Origin of the sequence: Humidesulfovibrio mexicanus (assembly GCF_900188225.1) — a bacterium.
Taxonomy (GTDB): domain Bacteria; phylum Desulfobacterota; class Desulfovibrionia; order Desulfovibrionales; family Desulfovibrionaceae; genus Humidesulfovibrio; species Humidesulfovibrio mexicanus.
The window spans coordinates 688,467-708,332 of sequence record NZ_FZOC01000001.1 but is presented as its reverse complement, the minus strand read 5'-3'; the positions used below and the strand labels follow the sequence as shown (position 1 = coordinate 708,332).

Annotated in this window: 19 protein-coding genes and 1 pseudogene; 18 read left to right on the top strand and 2 right to left on the bottom strand. The window is 65.6% G+C overall.

All coding sequences use genetic code 11. The features are described from left to right. Window positions 1-4 precede the first annotated feature (4 nt). The 18 genes and pseudogenes from mqnB to CHB73_RS03270 all read left to right on the top strand — a co-directional run bounded on the left by mqnB (window position 5) and on the right by CHB73_RS03270 (window position 17,906). On the top strand, window positions 5-751 hold the full coding sequence (gene mqnB, locus CHB73_RS03350; protein WP_179216871.1) for a futalosine hydrolase: 747 nt from the start codon (window positions 5-7) through the stop codon (window positions 749-751). A gap of 5 nt (window positions 752-756) precedes the next feature. Beyond that, window positions 757-1,725: a polyprenyl synthetase family protein gene (locus CHB73_RS03345; RefSeq protein WP_089272271.1), complete on the top strand. Its 969-nt coding sequence runs from the start codon at window positions 757-759 to the stop codon at window positions 1,723-1,725. A 10-nt stretch (window positions 1,726-1,735) separates the two neighbouring features. Continuing rightward, window positions 1,736-4,252 carry a sensor domain-containing diguanylate cyclase gene (locus CHB73_RS03340; protein WP_179216870.1) on the top strand — a complete coding sequence of 839 codons (2,517 nt, stop codon included), beginning with the start codon at window positions 1,736-1,738 and terminating at the stop codon, window positions 4,250-4,252. Window positions 4,253-4,300: 48 nt separating this feature from the next. Continuing rightward, complete coding sequence (locus CHB73_RS03335; protein ID WP_089272036.1) at window positions 4,301-7,312, top strand: AIR synthase-related protein; 3,012 nt, start codon at window positions 4,301-4,303, stop codon at window positions 7,310-7,312. Window positions 7,313-7,538: 226 nt separating this feature from the next. Next, a complete protein-coding gene (locus CHB73_RS03330) occupies window positions 7,539-7,958 on the top strand; it encodes a cytochrome c family protein (RefSeq protein WP_327438362.1) in 420 nt (139 codons plus the stop codon). Between the two features lie 9 nt (window positions 7,959-7,967). Further along, on the top strand, window positions 7,968-9,992 hold the full coding sequence (locus CHB73_RS03325) for a methyl-accepting chemotaxis protein (RefSeq protein WP_327438361.1): 2,025 nt from the start codon (window positions 7,968-7,970) through the stop codon (window positions 9,990-9,992). Window positions 9,993-10,025: 33 nt separating this feature from the next. Next, entirely contained in the window at window positions 10,026-10,355 is a 330-nt protein-coding gene (locus CHB73_RS03320; RefSeq protein ID WP_089272032.1) for a PilZ domain-containing protein, read from the top strand. 158 nt (window positions 10,356-10,513) lie between these two features. Beyond that, window positions 10,514-10,918: a Fur family transcriptional regulator gene (locus CHB73_RS03315; protein ID WP_235641489.1), complete on the top strand. Its 405-nt coding sequence runs from the start codon at window positions 10,514-10,516 to the stop codon at window positions 10,916-10,918. Window positions 10,919-11,029: 111 nt separating this feature from the next. Continuing rightward, a complete protein-coding gene (rbr, locus tag CHB73_RS03310; protein WP_089272028.1) occupies window positions 11,030-11,602 on the top strand; it encodes a rubrerythrin in 573 nt (190 codons plus the stop codon). A 30-nt stretch (window positions 11,603-11,632) separates the two neighbouring features. Then, window positions 11,633-12,010 carry a desulfoferrodoxin gene (locus CHB73_RS03305; RefSeq protein ID WP_089272026.1) on the top strand — a complete coding sequence of 126 codons (378 nt, stop codon included), beginning with the start codon at window positions 11,633-11,635 and terminating at the stop codon, window positions 12,008-12,010. A gap of 30 nt (window positions 12,011-12,040) precedes the next feature. Beyond that, window positions 12,041-12,259 (top strand): annotated as a pseudogene (locus CHB73_RS17210) (rubredoxin); the annotation flags it as partial. A 15-nt stretch (window positions 12,260-12,274) separates the two neighbouring features. Beyond that, window positions 12,275-12,436: a rubredoxin gene (rd, locus tag CHB73_RS17055; protein WP_235641501.1), complete on the top strand. Its 162-nt coding sequence runs from the start codon at window positions 12,275-12,277 to the stop codon at window positions 12,434-12,436. A gap of 165 nt (window positions 12,437-12,601) precedes the next feature. Continuing rightward, on the top strand, window positions 12,602-13,816 hold the full coding sequence (locus CHB73_RS03295; protein WP_089272022.1) for an FprA family A-type flavoprotein: 1,215 nt from the start codon (window positions 12,602-12,604) through the stop codon (window positions 13,814-13,816). A gap of 71 nt (window positions 13,817-13,887) precedes the next feature. Further along, entirely contained in the window at window positions 13,888-14,709 is an 822-nt protein-coding gene (cobM, locus tag CHB73_RS03290) for a precorrin-4 C(11)-methyltransferase (protein WP_089272020.1), read from the top strand. Beyond that, the gene (locus CHB73_RS03285; protein ID WP_089272018.1) at window positions 14,709-15,116 is read left to right on the top strand and encodes a secondary thiamine-phosphate synthase enzyme YjbQ; all 408 of its coding nucleotides are present in this window, start codon (window positions 14,709-14,711) and stop codon (window positions 15,114-15,116) included. Before cobM ends, CHB73_RS03285 begins: the two co-directional genes overlap by 1 nt. Beyond that, window positions 15,113-15,409 (top strand): cysteine-rich small domain-containing protein, encoded by a 297-nt coding sequence (locus CHB73_RS03280; protein WP_089272016.1) that lies wholly within the window; start codon window positions 15,113-15,115, stop codon window positions 15,407-15,409. The genes CHB73_RS03285 and CHB73_RS03280 overlap by 4 nt, the downstream gene beginning before the upstream one ends. Before the next feature lie 721 nt (window positions 15,410-16,130). Then, complete coding sequence (locus CHB73_RS03275; protein ID WP_089272014.1) at window positions 16,131-17,540, top strand: ammonium transporter; 1,410 nt, start codon at window positions 16,131-16,133, stop codon at window positions 17,538-17,540. 33 nt (window positions 17,541-17,573) lie between these two features. Then, on the top strand, window positions 17,574-17,906 hold the full coding sequence (locus CHB73_RS03270) for a P-II family nitrogen regulator (protein WP_089272012.1): 333 nt from the start codon (window positions 17,574-17,576) through the stop codon (window positions 17,904-17,906). A 223-nt stretch (window positions 17,907-18,129) separates the two neighbouring features. Here the strand turns inward: CHB73_RS03270 and CHB73_RS03265 are convergent, their stop codons facing one another. Both CHB73_RS03265 and CHB73_RS03260 read right to left on the bottom strand, forming a co-directional pair. Further along, on the bottom strand, window positions 18,130-19,401 hold the full coding sequence (locus tag CHB73_RS03265) for a Y-family DNA polymerase (RefSeq protein WP_089272010.1): 1,272 nt from the start codon (window positions 19,399-19,401) through the stop codon (window positions 18,130-18,132). 13 nt (window positions 19,402-19,414) lie between these two features. Next, a complete protein-coding gene (locus CHB73_RS03260; RefSeq protein WP_089272008.1) occupies window positions 19,415-19,861 on the bottom strand; it encodes a LexA family protein in 447 nt (148 codons plus the stop codon). Window positions 19,862-19,866: the final 5 nt, after the last annotated feature.

Here is a 19,866-nt window from a genome sequence, read left to right as displayed (position 1 = left end):
GGGCGTGCTGCTGGTCGCCGCCGCCACCGGGCGCGAGCTGGCCGCCGCGCTGGGGCTGGCCCAGGCGCCAGGCCAGGAGCAGCTGCAGGGGCGGCTGTTCCCTGCGCAGGCGCATGGCCGTCCCGTGCTGGCCCTGGTCACCGGCATCGGCGTGGTGAACGCTGCGCTGGCCCTGGGGCGCGCCATGGAGCAGACGGAGATTTTTGGCGTGCTGTGCGTGGGCGTGGCCGGGAGCTTCGATCTGGCCGCGCATCCGCTGGGCTGCGCGCGGCTGGTGGAGCGCGAGGTCTGGCCTGACTACGGCCTGCTTTTTTCCGGCGCGTGCGATGCGGATGCCCGCGCCCTGGGCTTCAGCTTGAATGGCGTGCCCGCGTCCGACCCCGCCGCCGTGTTCGCCTCCCTTGCCTGGGACGCCCCGGCCGAGGCCGCGCGCATGGGGCTTGACGCCGCATGGCTGGACAGGGCCGCGAGCATCACCGTGAGCGGGGTGAGCGCGGACCGCGCGCGCGCCGGGGAGCGGTTGGCCCGTTTCGGCCCAGGGCTGGAGAACATGGAAGGCTTTGCCGTGGCCTACGCGGCCAGGCTCTCCGGGCTGCCCTTTGCGGAACTGCGCGCGGTGTCCAACGCAGTGGGCGCGCGTCCGCCAGAGTCCTGGGATCTGCCCGGAGCGCTGGACGCCCTGGGCGTGGCCGCGCAACGACTTTTGGCCTCCACGGGAGGCCCGGACGCAACCCCCAACCAGCGGACGTGAACGGCATGAACGAAATGCGCGCCTACTTCGCCAGGGAGATTCCCGGCATCAACGCCTTCCTCGCCGCCGAGGCGGACAGGCTTGACGGGCTTGTGCGCGAGGTGGCGCGCCATGTGCTGCTCTCCGGGGGCAAGCGCATCCGGCCCATGCTGACCATTCTTTGCGCCCGCGCCTTGGGCCACGGGCAGGGCGACGTGCTGCCCATGGCGTGCGCCCTGGAGATGCTGCACACCGCCACCCTGCTGCACGACGATGTGCTGGACCAGGCCCAGACCCGGCGGGGCAAGACCAGTGCGCATGTGGCCTTCGGCGTCACCGAGACCATTCTGGCCGGAGACGTGCTGCTGGCCTTGGCCAACAGCCTTGGCGCGGGCTACGACATCCCCCGGCTGAACGCGCTCCTGGCCCGGGGCATTATGGCCACGGCCGAGGGCGAGATCCTGGAGCTGGCGCATACGGCGCGGCCCAGTGTGGACCGGCAGGCCTATCTGGACATCATCATCGGCAAGACCGCCCGACTCATCGAGACGGCCTGCCGCTGCGGGGCCGCCCTCGCCAGCCGCGACCGCGCCCTGGAGGACCTGGCCGGGGACTTCGGCCTGAACCTGGGCATCGCCTTCCAACTGGTGGACGACGCGCTGGACTACGCGGTCTCCGAGAGCGAGATGGGCAAGCCCGCCGGCGGCGACCTGCGCGAAGGCAAGATGACCCTCCCGCTGATTCTGTACCTTGAGAGCCTGCCCCAGGCGGAGTCCTCGGCGCTGCTGACGGCCCTGCGGGAAAAGCGGTTGACTGTCGAGGATGCCGCACGCATTGTGGCCGAGGTGCGGGAAAAGGGGTTTGCCGACGAGACCCGCGAGGCCGCGCGGCGCTATGTTGACGCCGCGTTGGCGGCGCTTGGCGCCCTGCCGGAAACGCCTGAGCGGGCGGTCCTGGCCCAGGCTGCGGAGTACGTCCTTTCCAGACGCAAATGACGGGGGGCCGATGGCCGGGAACCTGCTGCTCAATTCGCCGCATCTGCTCCAGAGGCTCTCGCTTTCTCCGGTCATGCTCCGGCTGATGCAGGAGGCGCTGAAGCCCGAGCCGGACTTCGGCGTCATGGGCGAGACCCTGCGCCTGGACCCAGCCTTGGCCACCACGGTCCTGAACCTCGTGAACTCCGCCTTCTACGGCCTGCCGCAGAAGGTCACCGACCTCTCCCGCGCGGCCCTTGTGCTCGGCAGCCGAGAGATCCTCAAAGTGGCCGTTTCCATGACCCTGCACAAGGATCTGGAGAGCGGCTTTCCCGAATGCCATTATGATTTCTACCCCGACTGGCGGCTGGTGACCTGGTCGTCCATCGCCGCCGAGCTGCTGGCCCAGAAGTTGTGCCCCGCGCAGGCCGACCAAGCCTACCTTTGCTGCCTGCTCAAGGATGTGTCGCTGCTGTTTCTGCGTTGCGCGGCCAGCGAATACCTGCCGGAGCCCGAACAGCGCGACCGGCTCACCGTGCTGGAGCGGGGCCAGCTGGACCGCGAGGCCGAGGCCTGGGGCATGAACCACGCGGCCCTTTCGCAGATGTTGCTGGTGCGCTGGGGCATTCCGGCGGAAATTTGCGAGAGCGTGCGCTTCCATCACGCCGTGGATTCGCTGGCCGACCTGCCCCCCCTTGCCCAGGCCGTGGCGCTGGCCACCCAGTGGTCCGAGGTGGAGCTTGGCCACGTGAGCGGGCCGTTTGGCGTAGTGCAGTTCGAGGGGCTGTTGCGTACGGTGCTGGGGCTTTCCGAGCGTGAGGTGGAGGAGTTTCGCAAGCGCTGCCTGGAGCGGTTCCGCTCCATGCTGGGCTCCCTGGGCATTGCCGAGGGCGAGGAAAACCGCGCCTATTACCGGCACTCGGTGAAGATCATGCAGGGCTTTTGCTTTCTCAGCATGGATCTGCTTACCGTCGAGGGCGGGCTTTCCTCCGTGGCGCGGGTGCTGGGCAAGCACATCAAGCTCAACTGGGACGTGAAAAGCTGGGACGTGGCCCTGCGCGCGCCGCAGAGCCAGGGCTACCGCCTGTACCATTTGACGCCCTCCGGCAGCCTGGAGCGGACCGACGGCCTGTTCCGGCCCGGCGCCATTCCCTGGCGTCTGCGCACCTCCGGCCTGGAAATCTCCTGTTCCGGCACGCGGCTGGGCGAACTGCGGCTGGGCGAAGCCACCCTCACCCGCGAGGATATGACAAATCTTTCCTTATACTTGCGCTTTTTTGCCCAGGGGTTTGAGCACTACAGCGCCCGCCAGGCCGTGCTGGAGGAGAAGGCCCTGGCCTTTGACGCCATTCCCGTCGGCGTGGCCCGGCTGGACGCGCAGGGGCGCGTGGTCGAGGCCAACGGGAGGCTGTCTCGATTTCTGAGCCTTTGCCCCTCGGCCAAGGGGCGGCCCCTGGTGGAGCTTTTGCCCAGCCGCCTGCCCGCCGAAACCTGCTCGGCGTTCGCCGCCTTCGTGACCGATGTTGACAGGGAACGTTACGCCGCCATTGATTACTTCCTGGGGGTCGATCAGGACGGGGCCGCGCGTGACGGGGTTCTGTACCTTTCGGCGCACAGGCAGCCGGATGGCGGCTTTCTGGTGCTTTTCGAGGACCTGCGCGAGCTTTCCGAGCTGGAAGTGCAGACCCTGCGCCGCAAGAGCTTTCTGGAACGCCTTGTCTCCTCCATGCACGAGCTGGTGCTCACCGTTTCGCCGTCCGGCGTCGTCGAGTACTGCTCGCAGATGGAGTTGGGGCTGGCCGGGCGCGACTTCCTGGAGGTGTTCTCGCCAGCGGTGAGCCACGTGGACGGGTGGGGGCCGGAACTGCTTGAAGCCGAAGGCCATGCCCATGTGGAGGTGCTGCTGCACGCCCAGGGCGGGGCCGAGCTGCCCTACGAATTGTCCTTCGCCCCCCTTGGCGGCAAGCCCGAAGGCGCAGCGCCCCGGAGCCGCGAGTGCCTGGTGGTGGGGCGCGACCTGACGCAGATTCGCCGCCTGGAGGCCAAGCTGAAGGCGCGGGCCTTGCTTGATGGGCTTACCGGCCTGTACAACCACTACCAGTTCCACGCCACCCTGGAGCGGGAGGTGGCGCGCAGCCGCCGCACAGGACGCGGCCTGGGCCTGGTGTTTTTCGACCTGGACCGCTTCAAGGAGGTCAACGACTCCAAGGGGCACGCCGCGGGCGACGAGGTGCTCAAGTCCGTGGCCGGGCTGCTGCTGCGCCTGGTGCGCCAGGGCATGGACCACCCCTGCCGCTACGGCGGTGACGAATTCGCCGTCATCGTCACCGAGGTGGACCGGGAGCGCCTTGCGGCCATCGCCCGGCGCATTCGCGAGGACGTGCGCGTCCAACTGCGCGATTTGGTGAGCGTGAGTCTGGGCTTTTCATATCTTCGGGACGACGACAGCGCAAAGAGCCTGCTCAAACGAGTGGACAACTGGGCCTACGCGGCCAAGGCCGCCGGCGGCGACGCCATGGTGGGCGACGACGGCCCCGTGTTGCGCTGACACACTAGAAACGGCCGGACCACCGGCCTTGCTCAAGGAGAATCCGGTATGCTTCTGCGCTTCGAGTTGGGGCTGAAACCCCAGGTGCGCGACGTTGTGGGCGAGCGCGTTCTGCGCAAGATCAAGGGCGAGCTGGGGCTGGAGCTGGCCCGCGTGGGCATCGTCCGCGTGTACGCCGTGGAGGGCCTGGACCAGGCGCAGGCCCAGGCGGTCATGGATGCAGCCGCCCTGCACGACCCGGTGCTGCACGAGATTTCCCTTGCGCCCATTGCCAAGGCGGAAGGCTTTGACTGGGCCCTTGAGGTGGGCTTCCGCCCTGGCGTCACCGACAATGAGGCCCGGACCGCGCGCGAGACCATCCTGCTTATGCTGGGGCTCGAAGGGCAGGCTGCCAAGGCCGTGAGCGTCTATACCAGCGTGCAATATCTGCTCAAGGGCGCGCCCGGAAGCGCGCTGGACGAGAAGACCGCGCTGCACATCGCCCGCGACCTGCTCGCCAATGAGCTCATCCAACGCTTTGAGCTGAAAAGCGCCGAGCAGTGGGCGGCCGCGCCGGGCTTTGCGCCGCGCACCGCGCGCGTCACCGGCCAGGCCAGCGACGAGGTGGCCGTGATTCCCCTCGCCACCATGAGCGACGAGGAATTGACCGCCTTCAGCCGCTCCAACACCCTGGCGCTTTCGCTGGCGGAGATGAAAACCATCGTCGCCTACTACACGGACCCGGCGGTACGCGCCGCGCGCGCGGCCGCGGGCCTGCCCCCGGAACTGGCGGGCAACCCCACCGACGCCGAGGTGGAGGTGCTGGCCCAGACCTGGAGCGAACACTGCAAGCACAAGATCTTCACCGCCAAGATCGACTATGCTGACGAGGAGAGCGGGCGCTGCGCGCGCATCGACAGCCTCTACTCGACCTGCATCAAGGGCAGCACCCAGGCCATCCGCCAGGCCAAGGGCACGGACGACTTCTGCCTGTCCGTGTTCAAGGACAACGCGGGCGTCATCCGCTTCAACGAGCGGCTGAACGTCTGCATCAAGGTGGAGACCCACAACTCGCCCTCTGCGCTGGATCCCTACGGCGGCGCGCTCACGGGCATCGTGGGCGTGAACCGCGACCCCATGGGCACCGGCCTTGGCGCGAATCTTTTGTGCAATACCGATGTGTTCTGCTTCGCCTCGCCGTTTTACGAGGGCGAACTGCCCCCCAGGCTGCTGCACCCGCGCCGCGTGTTCGAGGGCGTGCGCGAGGGCGTGGAACACGGCGGCAACAAGAGCGGCATCCCCACCGTGAACGGAGCCATCGTGTTCGACGAGCGCTACCTGGGCAAGCCGCTGGTGTACTGCGGCACGGTGGGCACCATGCCCGTCACCGTGGCGGGCAGGCCTAGCCACGAGAAGCGCGCCCGCGCCGGCGACGTTATCGTCATGAGCGGCGGCCGCATCGGCAAGGACGGCATCCACGGCGCAACCTTCTCGTCGGAGGAGTTGCACGAGGGGTCGCCCGCAACGGCGGTGCAAATCGGCGATCCCATCACCCAGCGCAAGATGTACGACTTCCTCATGCGCGCGCGCGACCGCGGTCTGTACAACGCCATCACCGACAACGGCGCTGGCGGGTTGTCGTCCAGCGTGGGCGAAATGGCCCAGGACTGCGGCGGCTGCGACCTGGACTTGGCCAAGGCCCCCCTCAAGTACGACGGGCTCAAGCCCTGGGAGATTCTCGTCTCCGAGGCGCAGGAACGCATGACCTGCGCGGTGCCGCCGGAAAAACTGGACGCGTTCATGGCCCTTTCCCGCGAGATGGGCGTGGAGAGCACGGCCCTTGGCACCTACACCGACTCCGGCTTCTTCCACGTGCGCTACGGGGACAAGACCGTCACCCGCTTGTCCATGGAGTTTCTGCACGAGGGCCTGCCGCAGATGGAGCTCAAGGCCCGCTGGAAAAAGCCTGCGGCCAAGGCCGACCCGTTCCCGGCCGATCAGGACCAGGGCGCGCTGCTCTGTCGGATGCTTGGCCGCCTCAACATCTGCAGCAAGGAATACGTCATCCGCCAGTACGACCACGAGGTCCAGGGCAGGAGCATCGTCAAGCCCCTGGTGGGCGTAAAGCGCGACGGCCCGGCCGACGCGGCGGTCATCCGGCCGGATTTTGAAAGCGACGAGGGACTTGTGCTCTCCAACGGCATCTGTCCCAAGTTCAGCGACCTGGACACCTATTGGATGATGGCCAACGCCATTGACGAGGCCGTGCGCGGGGCCGTGGCCGTGGGCGCGGACCTGCGCCACATGGCGGGCGTGGACAACTTCTGCTGGTGCGACCCCGTGGAGAGCGAGACCACGCCCGACGGCCAGTACAAGCTGGCCCAGCTGGTGCGCGCCAACCAGGCCCTGGACCACTTCTGCCGGGGTTTCGGCGTGCCCTGCGTCTCCGGCAAGGACTCCATGAAGAACGACTACAAGGGCGGCGGGGTCAAAATCTCCATCCCGCCCACGGTGCTGTACTCGGTCATGGCCAAAATGCCCGACGTGAAGCGCGCCGTGACCTCTGACCTGAAGCGGCCGGGCGAGCGGCTCTACGTGTTGGGCCTGACCCGGCCGGAGCTTGGCGGCAGCGAACTCGCCAGCGAGCTCGGCATCGCCGGGGGCGAGGTGCCCCAGGTGGACATGGTGGCCGCGCGGGAACGCTACCTGCGGTACTTCGAGGCCGTGCACAAGGGGCTCGTGTCTTCTTGCCACGATTGCTCCGATGGCGGTCTGGGCGTGGCTCTGTCCGAGATGTGCATCGGCGGCAGGCTGGGCGCGCGGGTGGATTTGGCCAAGGTGCCGTCCTGCGGCTGCGCCAACGCCCTGGAGCTGCTGTACAGCGAGTCCGCCAGCCGTTTGCTGGTGGGGGTGGCCCCGGAGAACGCGGCGGCCTTCGAGGCCCACTTCGCCGGGCAGCATTGCGCGTGCATTGGTGAAGCCGTGCATGGCGCGCTTACTGTTACGCAGGGGCAAGAATACGTAGTCTGTGCAGAAGTGGAAGCCCTTGCCCAGGCGTTCAAGGCCCCGCTGAACTGGTAGCGGCGCGCAACCAGCGCTTCAAGCCGCCGGAGCCCTCGCATGTGGGGGGTCCGGCGGCTTTTCTTGTGCTTGGATAAATATTTCAAGATGACAAAATCGTATTTGCGATGTAAAGAGTGCATCAAATTTGCCGATAGATTCAAGTATCATTCAAATGGGAGGCCATGCGGTGCGCAACCTTGTGTTCGCCTTGACGTGCGTTCTTGGTCTTTGCGTCCTTTCCGTCGTGAGCGCCTTGGCGCAAGGCGGCCAGGCCGCGTATGTGGGATCCTCCACCTGCGAGGGGTGCCACGCAAAGGAGTATGAGACCTTCACCAAGCACTCCCGCAAGGCGAAGTCGGACAAGAGCGTCAAGCTCATGGCCAGAAAGCTCACCCCGGAAGAAATAAAGGAATGCTACCGGTGCCACACCACCGGCTACGGGCAGCCGGGCGGCTTCGAGAGTTTCGAGAAAACGCCTGACCTGGGGCACCTGGGCTGCGAGTCCTGCCATGGGCCGGGCTCGGCCCATGTGGATTCCGGGGGCGCCAAGGACAAGATCCTCGGCAAGGGCCGCCTGAACCTCAAACACTGCGAAAAGTGCCACAACGACCCGCGGGTGGTGAACTTCCGCTACAAGCCCCGGCTGTACAGCGGCGGACACTAGGAGGGCGTCATGGGCATCATGGAAAAAGTGAACGCTTCCTTGCGCCTCAAGGTGTTGCTGCTCTCCAGCCTGGTGAGCCTGGCCGTGTTCGCCTGCCTGTTTTTGGCCACCAGCCATTGGCAAAAGAAAGCCATGCTGGACGAGGTGCGCGCAAACGCGCAGCGCTCCGCCAAGATGATCTCCAAGGTGGTGGAGGGGCCCATGCGCCAGGGCGACACCGAAACCACCCTGGCCCGTTTCGAGGAGCTTTCCAAGGAGCATAAGAACATCAGCGTGGTCATGGCGGACTTTTCCGGCAATGTGACCTACTCCACCCGCAAGGAGGACGAGCGCAAGGACGTGGCCGAGGTGCTGGGCCACGAGAAAAGCGCCGCCCTGGTGGCCGAGAGCCTCAAGGCCGTCCGCGAGGACAGCGAACTCATGACCATCGGCGGAACGCCCTTCTTCACCGAGGTCAAGAGTATCCCCAACGAGCCCGCGTGCCACCACTGCCACGGCAAAAGCAAGCAGATTCTGGGCTCCATGGTCATGCGCCAGGATTTGACCAGCCAGATGTCCGCCCTGCACATGACCCAGTACCTGACCGCGGCCCTGTGCCTGGCGGGCCTCGCCGCCCTGGTGCTGACCCTGAACTATTTCATGGACCGCGCCGTGCTGGGCCGGGTGAAGTCCATCGCCACCAGCGCCGACGAGGTCATCTCCGGCAACCTGGACGCCCGCTTCACGGTCACGGGCAACGACGAACTTGCCAATCTTTCAAGCCACCTTGGGGCCATGGTCTCGCGCATCAAGGACCAGTTGGAGTACAACAAGGGGCTGCTCGACGGCATCATCGTGCCCATGATCGTCACCGATGAACTGGGCGTCATCACCGTGGCCAACAGGCCGCTCGTCGCCATTCTGGGCAAGGACGAGAGCGAGGTGCTGGGCAAATGCATGGACACGGTTTTCTACGGCGAGAAGCGTGAGACCTACACGGACAAGGCCATCAAGACCTGCTCCTCCGTGAGCGGGAGCATCAGCTACACGCGTGCCGACGGGGTCCGCTTCCCCCTGCATGTGGAGATTTCGCCTCTCAAAAATACGCAGGGCCAGGTTGTGGGCTCCATCGGCGTGCTCATCGACCTGAGCCAGGAGGAGCAGGACCGCCTGCGCATTGAGGCCAACCGCCAGAATCTGCTTGCCGTGGCCAACGAGGTGACCACCGTGGCCATGCGCCTGGAGGAGGCCTCCGGCGATTTGACCCGGCAGATGGACCACCTGACCCGCGGCATGGACACCACCAGCGACCGCACCACGCAGATGGCCACCGCCATGGAGGAAATGAACGCCACCGTGCTTGAGGTGGCCAAAAACGCCAGCGACACGGCGGACGCCTCCGGCCGGGCCAGGAACGTGGCCCGCGAGGGCGGCGAAATGGTGCAAAAGACCCTGACAGAGATACGCCAGGTCTCGGGCACGGCGGAAAACCTTGCCAAGGCTTTGGGCGAGCTGTCGACCAGCGCCCAGAACATCGGGCAGGTCATGAGCGTCATCAACGACATTGCGGACCAGACCAACCTGCTGGCCCTGAACGCCGCCATTGAGGCCGCGCGCGCGGGCGATGCGGGACGCGGTTTCGCCGTGGTGGCCGACGAGGTGCGCAAGCTGGCGGAAAAGACCATGAACGCCACCCAGGAGGTGGAGTCGGCCATCCAGCTCATTCAGCACAGCACGGCCGACGCCGTGAATCAGATGCAGGCCACCAAGGAGCGTGTGGACCGCTCCAGTGATCTGGCCGGAGGGGCGGGCGGCATGTTGGTGCAGATTGTCGATGCATCCGAACAGATGGCCGACATGGTGCGCTCCATCGCCACCGCAGCCGAGCAGCAGTCCGCAACCAGCGACGAGATCAACTCGAACGTCAGCGAAATAAACACGTTGGCCTCGCAAATGGCGGGTGATGTGCAGCAGGCCAACGGCGACATCGCCAATTTGGCCGAAACGGCAAGAAATCTCGCCCGGCTGGTTGAGAAATTCCGCAGCGAGGAGTAAGCTCCCTCTGAATACTCTGTTCGGGGGTGGGCGATGGCAACAGGAATCGAGCGCAGACAGTATGGCCGTGTGCACCTTTTGGCGCATGGCCGCAATAAGACCTGCACGCTGGAGTTTTCAGGGCAATCCTCCCGGGCCGAGCTTATCGACATCAGCGCTGGCGGTGCGCGGGTCCGTTGTTCTCCGCCTCGCCCTGGCGACGACGTGCGCGATGTTGTCGTTTGCGTTCAGGCTGTGAACGACAACGGCCTGCTGCAGCAGCTGCAGAGCGAAATCCGCTGGCGAGATGGAGCGGAGTATGGATTGCAGTTCGTCTATCCGCTGCAAGTGGGGCTGCGCACCCTGCAAGAGCTGGTGGGGTAGAGTTCATACGAATTTGATTGGTTGTGCGGGGGGTGTTCACTTTTCGGTTTCCGATCAGCGCTGATGGCAGCAAGCGGCCTTTGGCCGCTTTTTTTTGTGCTTGACTCTGGTGAGAAAAATTACTATTTAAGTTCTCGTGAAAGCACGAGAGGTGAACCATGATTGAAGAAGAAAGGAAGGGAATGCGGCTCTCCAAGCAGCGAGAAGCCATATTGGCCGAGCTGTGCAAGGTGACGACGCATCCGACCGCTGACGAGGTGTACGAGATGGTGCGCAAGACCATGCCGCGCATCAGCCTTGGAACCGTGTACCGGAACCTGGATTTTCTGAGCAGCAGGGGCCTGGTGCTGCGTATCGGCGGGGCCGGAACGCAGAAGCGCTTTGATGGAAATCCCGTTCCGCATCCGCATGTGCGCTGCTCCGTGTGCGGCAGGGTAGAGGACGTGGAGCCTTTTTTTGAGTTGCCGGAGCTCCCCGAAGCGCACGCAATGGGCTACACCAACCTCAGGTGCGATGTGGAGTTTGTGGGCGTGTGCCCCCTGTGCGCTGCGAAGAAAATGTAGCCGTACGGACAACTCGACACATTTTTCTGGCTCTTTGCCCATAATCTGGTAGCGTTGAATCAAAAGCAACGGCCGGTTTCTCCCGGTGCGTCATCAAAAGGAGTAAGCCCCATGAGCATTCGTGGCACCCGCACAGAGAAAAACATCCTCACCGCCTTCGCTGGCGAGTCCCAGGCCCGCAACCGGTACAGCTACTTCGCCTCCGTGGCCAAGAAGGAAGGCTTTGTGCAGATGGCGGCCCTTTTCGAGGAGACCGCCAATCAGGAGAAGGAGCACGCCAAGCGCCTGTTCAAGCTGCTTGAGGGCGGCGAGGTTGAGATCACGGCGGCGTTTCCGGCAGGCGTCATCGGCACCACGCTGGAGAACCTCCTGGCCTCCGCAGAGGGCGAGAACCACGAGCATTCCTGCATGTACCCCGAGTTCGCCAAGATCGCGAGGGAGGAAGGCTTTCAGGATATCGCCTGCGTGTTCGAGGCCATAGCCGTTGCTGAGCGCTTCCATGAAAAGCGCTTTCTGGCCCTGGCCAACAACATCAAGGAGGGCAAGGTGTTCAAGAAGACCTCCAAGGTGCTGTGGCGCTGCCGCAACTGCGGCTACATCCTGGAAGCCGAGTCCGCCCCGGCCAAGTGCCCGGCTTGCGCGCATCCGCAGGCCCATTTCGAGATCGCCGAAGAGAACTGGTAGCACCGAAACAGCGAGAGGAGGGTCCCATTCATGGAACGTGGACAGGTCTACAAGTGTGACGTGTGTGGCAACATCGTGACCCTTATGGTCGCGGGAGGCGGAGATTTGGTGTGCTGCGGCCAGCCCATGAAGCTCATGGTCGAGAACACCGTGGACGCCTCCAAGGAGAAGCACGTGCCCGTCATCGAGAAGGTGTCGGGCGGCTACAAGGTCCTGGTGGGCGGCGTGGCGCATCCCATGGAGGAGAAACACTACATCCAGTGGATCGAGCTCGTGGCCGACGGCGTGTCCATGACGCGCTTCCTGAAGCCGGGGGACGCGCCTGAGGCCGTCTTCTGCACCGAGGCCGCGAGCGTCACCGCGCGCGAATACTGCAACATCCACGGCCTGTGGACCGCCAAGTCCTGAGGCGAGGCAACGCAACCTAGGAGCAACGCCATGGCCCAGCCTGAAGAGATGTATCAGTGCCAGAACACCAACTGCGGCTACATCTACAATCCGGACAAGGGCGACCGCAAAGGCAAGATTCCGGCGGGAACCCGGTTTGAGGATCTGCCCGACGACTGGCGCTGCCCCATTTGCGGCGGCACGAAAAAGTGCTTCCGGCCGCTGGCCGGCCCCGGCTCCACCCAAGAGGTGAGCTGCCCCACCCCTACAAAAGGAGAGGCTCCCATGCAGAAGTATGTGTGCAACATCTGCGGCTACGTGTACGACCCCGCCGAGGGCGATCCGGACAACGACGTGAAGCCCGGCACCAAGTGGGAGGCTGTGCCGTCCTCCTGGACCTGCCCCATCTGCGGAGCCAGCAAGGACAACTTCAGCCCGGAAGAATAGCCCTGCGACGGGGCGGCCGCCGCCCCCAGCATAATCATCCCGGGAGCGTCTCCTTGACAGGGGGGCGCTCCCTGTGTTTTGACATAATCGGCCAACAGACCTGCCCGTTTTCGCAGTTTGCGGAGCGGGGCGGGCACGCACCCATCCTTGAAATGGAGACCGAGCATGAAACCTGTTGAAATCAAGAAGGACATCTTCTGGGTTGGCGTGGTGGATTGGAACAGCCGCGACTTTCATGGCTATTCCCTTTCGCCGAGCGGCACCACCTACAACGCCTTTCTTGTCAAGGACGAGAAGGTCACCCTGTTCGACACCGTCAAGCACGACCATCTTGACGAATTTTTGTGCGCCATCGCCCAGGCCTGCGGGGGAACGCCCCGCATCGATTACATGGTGGTGAACCATCTGGAGCCTGATCACTCGGGCTGCCTGAGCACCATCGTGGAGCGCTTCCACCCGGAGAAGATCTTCTGCTCCCCCATGGGAGAAAAAAACCTGCGTTCCTATCACCATGATTCCAAGGACTGGCCTGTGGAGGCCGTGCCCACCGGGTCGTCCATCTCCATCGGCAAGCGCACCGTGCAGTTCATTGAGACCCGGATGCTGCACTGGCCCGACAATATGCTGTCCTACATCCCGGAGGACAAGATCGCCTTTTCCTCCGACGCCTTCGGCCAGAACTGGGCCAGCACCGAGCGGTTTTGCGACGAGGTGGACCGTTCGGCTATCTTCGCCTCCCTGGCCGACTACTACGCCAACATCGTGCTGCCGTACTCGGCCGTGGTGCTGAAGACCCTGGACGCCCTGGTAGGCATGAACCTCGACATCGACATGCTCTGCCCGGACCACGGCCTCATCTGGCGTGGCAAGGAGGACGTGGCCTACGCCCTGGACTGCTACCGCCAGTTCGCCCTGCAGAAGCCCACGAAAAAGGCCGTCATCGTGTACGACACCATGTGGCACAGCACCGAGAAAATGGCCTCCGCCATCTGCGACGGCCTGGCCGCTGAGGGCATCAGCGTGCGCATCATGAGCGTGAAGCACAACCACCACAGCGCGGTGATGCGCGAGGTGCTGGACGCTGGCGCGGTCCTTGTGGGCTCGCCCACGCACAACAACGGCATTCTGCCCCTGGTGGCCGATGTGCTCACTTACATGAAGGGCCTGCGGCCGCAAAACAAGATCGGCGCGGCCTTCGGCTCCTTCGGCTGGAGCGGCGAGTGCGTCAAGATCCTCACCGAGCACCTTGTGGGCATGGGCATGGAAATGGTGGAGCCCGCCGTGAAGGTGAAAAACAAGCCCGACCACGACACCTTCCAGGCCTGCTTCGAGCTGGGCAAGAAGGTGGGCCAGGCCATCAACGCCAAGCTGTCGGCCTAGGTCGGCAACGCGACCAAACCGGGGAGGGCCGCGCGCCCTCCCTTTTTTTCGCTTTGTGCGAGGAGAGCTGCATGGGCGACGCGACGGGCAAGGTCTGGTTCATCGGGGCCGGGCCGGGAGACCCGGAACTCATCACGGTCAAGGGCCGCAGGCTCATCGCCGAGGCCGACTGCGTGGTCTATGCGGGCTCGCTGGTGCCGCGCGAGCTGCTCGCCGTGGCGCGTCCGGGCGTGCCCGTCATCGACTCCGCGCCGCTTTCCCTGGCAGAAACCCACGCCCTTTTGCGCCAATGCGCGCGCAACGGCGGCATGGCCGCGCGCGTGCACACGGGCGAGCCCTCGCTCTACGGCGCGGTGCGCGAGCAGGCCGCCCTGCTCGACGCCGAGGGCATCGCGTGGGGCGTGGTGCCGGGCGTGTCCAGCGCCTTTGCCGCCGCCGCCGCCGCCAGGGTCTCCTTCACCGTGCCCGGCGGCCCGCAGACTTTCATCCTCACGCGGCTTTCCGGACGCACGCCTGTTCCGGAATCCGAAGCCTTGCCGCTCCTTGCCGCCCACGGCGCGGCCATGGCCGTGCTGCTCTCCGCCTCCGACCCGGAGCGCGTGCAGGACGAACTTGTCCAGGGGGGCTATGCGCCAGAGACCTCCGTGGTCATTGGCCACAAGGTGGGCTGGCCCGGCGGAGATACCGTGCGCACCACCCTTGGCGAACTCGCCCGCACGACGCGCGAGGCGGGGTTTACGCGGCAGACCGTGTTCCTGGTGCTGCCCGGCCAGGACTTGGCCCCGGAGGCCTCGCGTTCGCGCCTGTACGACGCGGACTTCAGCCACGGCTGGCGCGCGGCGCGGGAGCCTTCGCCCTCTGCCGAGGGCGCTGGGGCCGAGGGAGCGGAGTGATGCCGCGCTTTGCCGTGGACACCAGCACGCGCGAGGAATTCGTGGACGTGACCGAGCAGGTGGGCCAGGCCCTGCGCCAGTGCGGCCTGACCGAAGGCGCGCTGCTTGTCTATTCGCCGCACACCACCGCTGGAATCACCATCAACGAGGGCGCGGACCCGGACGTGAAGCGCGACATGCTGGCCCACCTGCGCGCCCTGGTGCCGCAGAGCCCCGCCTTCCGCCACGCCGAGGGCAACAGCGACGCGCACATCAAGACCAGCCTCATGGGGCCGTCGCAGCTTGTCCCGGTCACGGCAGGACGGCTGGCTCTCGGGACCTGGCAGAAGATCTATCTTTGCGAGTTCGACGGCCCCAGGCGGCGCACGGTGCTTGTGCAGCCCTTGGGGGAGCAGGTGGCGGTATGAGTCGGCATTTCGCGTTCCATCAGAACACCGCCTGCGAATACTTCCCCTGCCACAAGGGCGTGGACCCGGCGGAGTTCAATTGCCTGTTCTGCTATTGCCCGCTGTACTTCCTGGCCGACTGCGGGGGCAACCCGGCCTGGCGCGGGCTGGTGAAGGATTGCACCGGCTGCACCCTTCCGCACGGTCCCGGCGGCTGGGAGGCCATCCAGAAACGCCTGGCCCAGGCCTTTGCCGAACTGCGCGCAGGCCGCGCCCCACGCACCCTGGGCCATCCTCCGGATCCTGCGGAGTAGCTCCCCGCTCAAGGCCCCGCAAAGCGCTCCATTCCCTCGGCGGCTTCCCCCGCGCGCGGGCGTGCGTTCCCGCGCTCCGGCATCAGGCGTTTTGGCTTCGCCTGCCGTGCGCCTTCCGCGTCCGTCCTGGTGTTGGCCTAAGGCCAAGGACCGGTTTTATTCCCCCTCTCCCTTCAGTCGTGCTTGCGGTGCGTTGGTGCGAATCACGTTTTTGTGATCTTCTGGTTTCTGCTTCTTGAATACTCGATGCGAATCTGCACCAATTGACGAATCGACGAATGCACGGCCCGTTGCGGGGACAAACTGGCCCTGGGCTGCGGCTGGCGTGGGCTCTTTCGTCGCTATGCGGGGTGGCGGGTGGTGGTCCTTGGCGGGTTCGGGACGTTCGCGGAGATTGCCTTGGCGGCCCGGCCCTGGCTGGTGGCGGGGGCTTTGTGCAGGCCCGGCCGTGGAGTCGGCATCTCCGCTGTCCCGGAACAGGGGAGACGCAGAGGGCTGCGCCGAGTCCCCGCCGGAACGCAATACCTGAAATATCAATTTTGTAATTTATGCGTATGAAGTTCTGTGATTTTGCGTGCAAAATTGCAACATTTTGTATCACTGAGATCTGGCTGCAAGAGGTGAGCGTAAATATCTCCTACAAATTCAGCATGTTGTGCTGTTTGGCCCATGGATTGCTATCCACTGGTCAAACACCTGCACATTTGCAAGGAGGAATCGTATGCCGTTCATCAAAAGGTCCACTGGATCATGGCTGAGGGGAGCCCTCCGGGGGGCCGCCCTGCTTGGACTCGTCCTTGCGCCCACCCTCGCACTGGCTCAGGAAGCGCCCGCAGAGGCCGCCTCGGTCGCCGAAAAGGCCGTGGAGTATCTTACACAGTCCAACGCCAACATCATGTGGACCCTCATCGCCTCCATTCTGGTGATGTTCATGCAGGCAGGCTTCGCCATGGTCGAGACCGGACTGACCCGGGCCAAGAACAGCGGCAACATCCTCATGAAGAACATGTTCGACTTCGCCGCGGGCAGCCCGGTGTTCTTCCTGGTGGGCTTTGGCCTGATGATGGGCGCGGACCAGAGCGGACTCTTCGGCTGGTCCAATTTCGGCCTTTCCGAATTCACCACCGCCAATGACGAAGGCATGTGGGGCTTCACCTACTGGTTCTTCCAGTGCGTGTTCGCGGCCACGGCCACGACCATCGTGTCCGGCGCCATCGCCGAGCGCACCAAGTTCATTGCCTACCTCATCGTCTCCGTGGTCATCACCGGCCTCATCTATCCCATTTCCGGCCACTGGATCTGGGGCGGCGGCTGGCTGGCCAAGCTCGCCACCCCGATGATCGACTTCGCCGGGTCCACCGTGGTCCACTCCGTGGGCGGCTGGATCGCCCTGGCCGGAGCGCTGCTCATCGGGCCGCGCATCGGCAAGTACACCCCGGACGGCAAGTCCCGCGCCATTCCCGGCCACAACCTGCCCCTGGTGGCCCTGGGCGTGTTCATCCTCTGGTTCGGCTGGTTCGGCTTCAACCCCGGCAGCACCACCGCCGCCCAGTCCAACATCGCCCTCATCGCTGTGACCACCAACCTGGCCGCCTGCATGGGCGGCGTGGCGGCTATGGTCGTGACCTGGATGCGCTATGGCAAGCCGGACGTGTCCATGAGCCTCAACGGCGTGCTGGCCGGGCTGGTGGCCATCACCGCAGGCTGCGCCAACGTGAGCCCCGCCAGCTCCCTCGTCATCGGAACCATCGCGGGCGTGGTCGTGGTCTACTCCGTGGACTTCCTCGACAAGGTGCTCAAGATTGACGACCCGGTGGGCGCAATCTCCGTGCACGGCGTGTGCGGCGCTTTGGGCACCATTTGCGTGGGCCTGTTCGCCAGCCCAGAGTACGGCGGAACCAACGCCGTGGTCGGCCTGTTCAACGGCGGTGGAACCGCGCTGCTCGTCACGCAGCTCATCGGCGTGGGCAGCGTGTTCCTCTGGGCCTTCGGCACCGGCCTCGTGCTCTTCTTCATCCTCAAGGTGACCATCGGCATCCGCGTGCCCGCCGAAGAGGAAGTGAAGGGGCTGGACATTACCGAACACGGCCAGGAGGCTTACAGCGGCTTCCAGATCTTCACCAACGAGTAGCCCGCCGCCGGACGCAATACGAGGAGGACACACATGAAACTGATCATCGCCTACATCCGGCCCGACCGCCTGAATGCGGTCAAGCAGGAGCTGTACTCCAGGGAGATATACTCCCTCTCCGTGACCAACGTGCTGGGAGCGGGACGGCAGAAAGGCTTCACCGAGACCTATCGCGGCGTGGCCATGGAAGTGAATCTGCTCAAGAAGGTGCGCCTGGAGATCGGCGTCAACGACGACTTCCTGGACAAGGCCGTCGAGGCCATCAACACCGGCGGACAGACCGGCAACGAGGGCGACGGCGTGATCTTCGTGGTGGAACTGGCGCAGGCCATGCGCATCCGCACGGGAGAACACGGCATTCTCTGATTGCATTCCATGACGGTGTATTGGGGCGGCTGCGGCCGCCCTTTTTTTTTGCCTGGAGCGGGAGATCAAGGGCTGAAGGGACGGGCGGGGACTGGCGGCGTGCGCGGGGATGCCTCCGGCGGCCGGGGGCTTGCCGCCCCCGGACCCGGCAGAAAGGGGGAGGAGGAGTGTGGTTCTGGGCTTGGCGTTGGGGGGTGAGGCCTTGGAGGGGGGGCGCTGGCGGCTATTCGCCCACGCGGGGCAGATCGTCCCAGCTGGTGGTGTAGCGGGGCGAGCGCCTGTGCTGGCGCATGTGCCAGGGGCGTTCCGGAGCCGCGGCCAGCGCCAGGCGCAGGGCGTGTCGGCCATGGCGGCGGTTCACCAGGTCCAGCACGTCCATGAGGGCGCGGCGGCGCTGGCGCTGCTCGGGCGGCAGGTCCAGCAGCGAGGCTTGTCGGCTTGCGGACGGGGTGAGGCCCAGGAGCTGCACCCCGGCCTTCTGGTAGGCGAAGCCCTCGCAAAAGGCTTGCTCCAGGCCGCGCAGGGCGGCGGTGACGATGTCCGGGCTGTGGTCCGTGGGGCAGGGCAGGGTCACGGTGGCTTGGCCCTGGTGCTGGGGCAGCTCCTCGCGGTGCCGGGGGGTGAGGGCGAACACCTGCACGGCCTGGGCGTCCAGGCCCCCGGCGCGCAGCTTTTCGGCCGCGCGCGCGGCAAAGGAGCACACGGCCTCGCGCAGGTGCTCGCGGTCGCGGATGAGCTGTCCGAAGGAGCGCGAACAGAGCACGGAGCGGCGCGGCGGCGGGGCCTGTTCCAGGCTCAGGCAGGAGATGCCGCACAGCTCCATGTGGATTTGCATCCCCACCACGGTCATGGCCTTGCGCACCCAGTCGCGCGGCAGGCGGATGAAATCCAGGGCCGTGGCCACTCCGCGCGCGGCGAGGCGCTTGGCGTGCCTGGGGCCGATGCCCCACACGTCGCCGATTTCCGTGGCCGCCAGCAGGGCTTCCGGGTCGGGCAGGGCCGCAAGGTCGAAAACCCCGCCCGTGGTCGGCTGCTTCTTGGCGTGGCGGTTGGCCAGCTTGGCCAGGGTTTTGGTGCGCGCCAGGCCGACGGACACCGGAATGCCCGTGTGCCGGGTCACGCGCTGGCGCAGCTCGCGGCAGAAGGACTCGGGCTCCTGCACGCCGGAGAGGTCCAGGAACGCCTCGTCGATGGAATACACCTCCACCGCGGGCGCGGCCTCCTCCAGCACGCGCATGACGCGGGCGGAAAGGTCGCCGTACAGGGCGTAGTTGCTGGAGAACACGGCCACGCCCTGCCTGCGGAACACGTGTTCCCACTGGAAGGCGGGCGCGCCCATGGGGATGCCCAGGGCCTTGGCCTCGTTGGAGCGGGCGATGACGCAGCCGTCGTTGTTGGAGAGCACCACCACGGGCCGCCCCTTGAGCCCTGGCCGGAACAGGCGCTCGCAGGAGGCGTAGAAGTTGTTGCAGTCAACCAAAGCGAAAAGCGGCACGGAACCTCCGGAGCTACAGCCTGTGGATGACGTGGGTCGCCACGCCCCAGACCTCGAAGTCCTCGCGGCTGGTCACGTCGAAGCTTGGAAAGTCCGGGTTGGCGGGCGAGAGGAAGAGCCGCTCGCCCTTGCGTTCCAGACGCTTGAGGGTGAGCTCGCCGCCAAGGGCCGCCATGACCACCTTGCCCGCGCAGGCATCGACGGCGCGGTCCACCACCAGCAGATCCCCATCGTGGATGCCCGCCCCGAGCATGGAGTCGCCCACGGCGCGCACGAAGAAGGTGGCCGCCGGATGGCGGATGAGGTGCTCGTTCAGGTCCAGCCGCTTGTCGATGAAGTCGTCGGCCGGGGAGGGGAAGCCCGCCTGCACGCCGGTCAAAAGCAGAGGCAGGCGCAGTGTCGCAGCCTCGCCAGGCGCCACCGCGCCGAGGAGTTCCATGCCGTTGGTGCGCAGTTTCATGGAAG

Excerpts from the sequence above, each read along its gene's own strand:
- CHB73_RS03345 (WP_089272271.1), top strand. The coding sequence starts at position 757 with ATGAACGAAATGCGCGCCTACTTCGCCAGGGAGATTCCCGGCATCAAC.
- CHB73_RS03340 (WP_179216870.1), top strand. The coding sequence starts at position 1,736 with ATGGCCGGGAACCTGCTGCTCAATTCGCCGCATCTGCTCCAGAGGCTC.
- CHB73_RS03335 (WP_089272036.1), top strand. The coding sequence starts at position 4,301 with ATGCTTCTGCGCTTCGAGTTGGGGCTGAAACCCCAGGTGCGCGACGTT.
- CHB73_RS03325 (WP_327438361.1), top strand. The coding sequence starts at position 7,968 with ATGGGCATCATGGAAAAAGTGAACGCTTCCTTGCGCCTCAAGGTGTTG.
- CHB73_RS03320 (WP_089272032.1), top strand. The coding sequence starts at position 10,026 with ATGGCAACAGGAATCGAGCGCAGACAGTATGGCCGTGTGCACCTTTTG.
- CHB73_RS03315 (WP_235641489.1), top strand. The coding sequence starts at position 10,514 with ATGATTGAAGAAGAAAGGAAGGGAATGCGGCTCTCCAAGCAGCGAGAA.
- rbr (WP_089272028.1), top strand. The coding sequence starts at position 11,030 with ATGAGCATTCGTGGCACCCGCACAGAGAAAAACATCCTCACCGCCTTC.
- CHB73_RS03305 (WP_089272026.1), top strand. The coding sequence starts at position 11,633 with ATGGAACGTGGACAGGTCTACAAGTGTGACGTGTGTGGCAACATCGTG.
- rd (WP_235641501.1), top strand. The coding sequence starts at position 12,275 with ATGCAGAAGTATGTGTGCAACATCTGCGGCTACGTGTACGACCCCGCC.
- CHB73_RS03295 (WP_089272022.1), top strand. The coding sequence starts at position 12,602 with ATGAAACCTGTTGAAATCAAGAAGGACATCTTCTGGGTTGGCGTGGTG.
- cobM (WP_089272020.1), top strand. The coding sequence starts at position 13,888 with ATGGGCGACGCGACGGGCAAGGTCTGGTTCATCGGGGCCGGGCCGGGA.
- CHB73_RS03285 (WP_089272018.1), top strand. The coding sequence starts at position 14,709 with ATGCCGCGCTTTGCCGTGGACACCAGCACGCGCGAGGAATTCGTGGAC.
- CHB73_RS03280 (WP_089272016.1), top strand. The coding sequence starts at position 15,113 with ATGAGTCGGCATTTCGCGTTCCATCAGAACACCGCCTGCGAATACTTC.
- CHB73_RS03275 (WP_089272014.1), top strand. The coding sequence starts at position 16,131 with ATGCCGTTCATCAAAAGGTCCACTGGATCATGGCTGAGGGGAGCCCTC.
- CHB73_RS03270 (WP_089272012.1), top strand. The coding sequence starts at position 17,574 with ATGAAACTGATCATCGCCTACATCCGGCCCGACCGCCTGAATGCGGTC.
- CHB73_RS03260 (WP_089272008.1), bottom strand. The coding sequence starts at position 19,861 with ATGAAACTGCGCACCAACGGCATGGAACTCCTCGGCGCGGTGGCGCCT.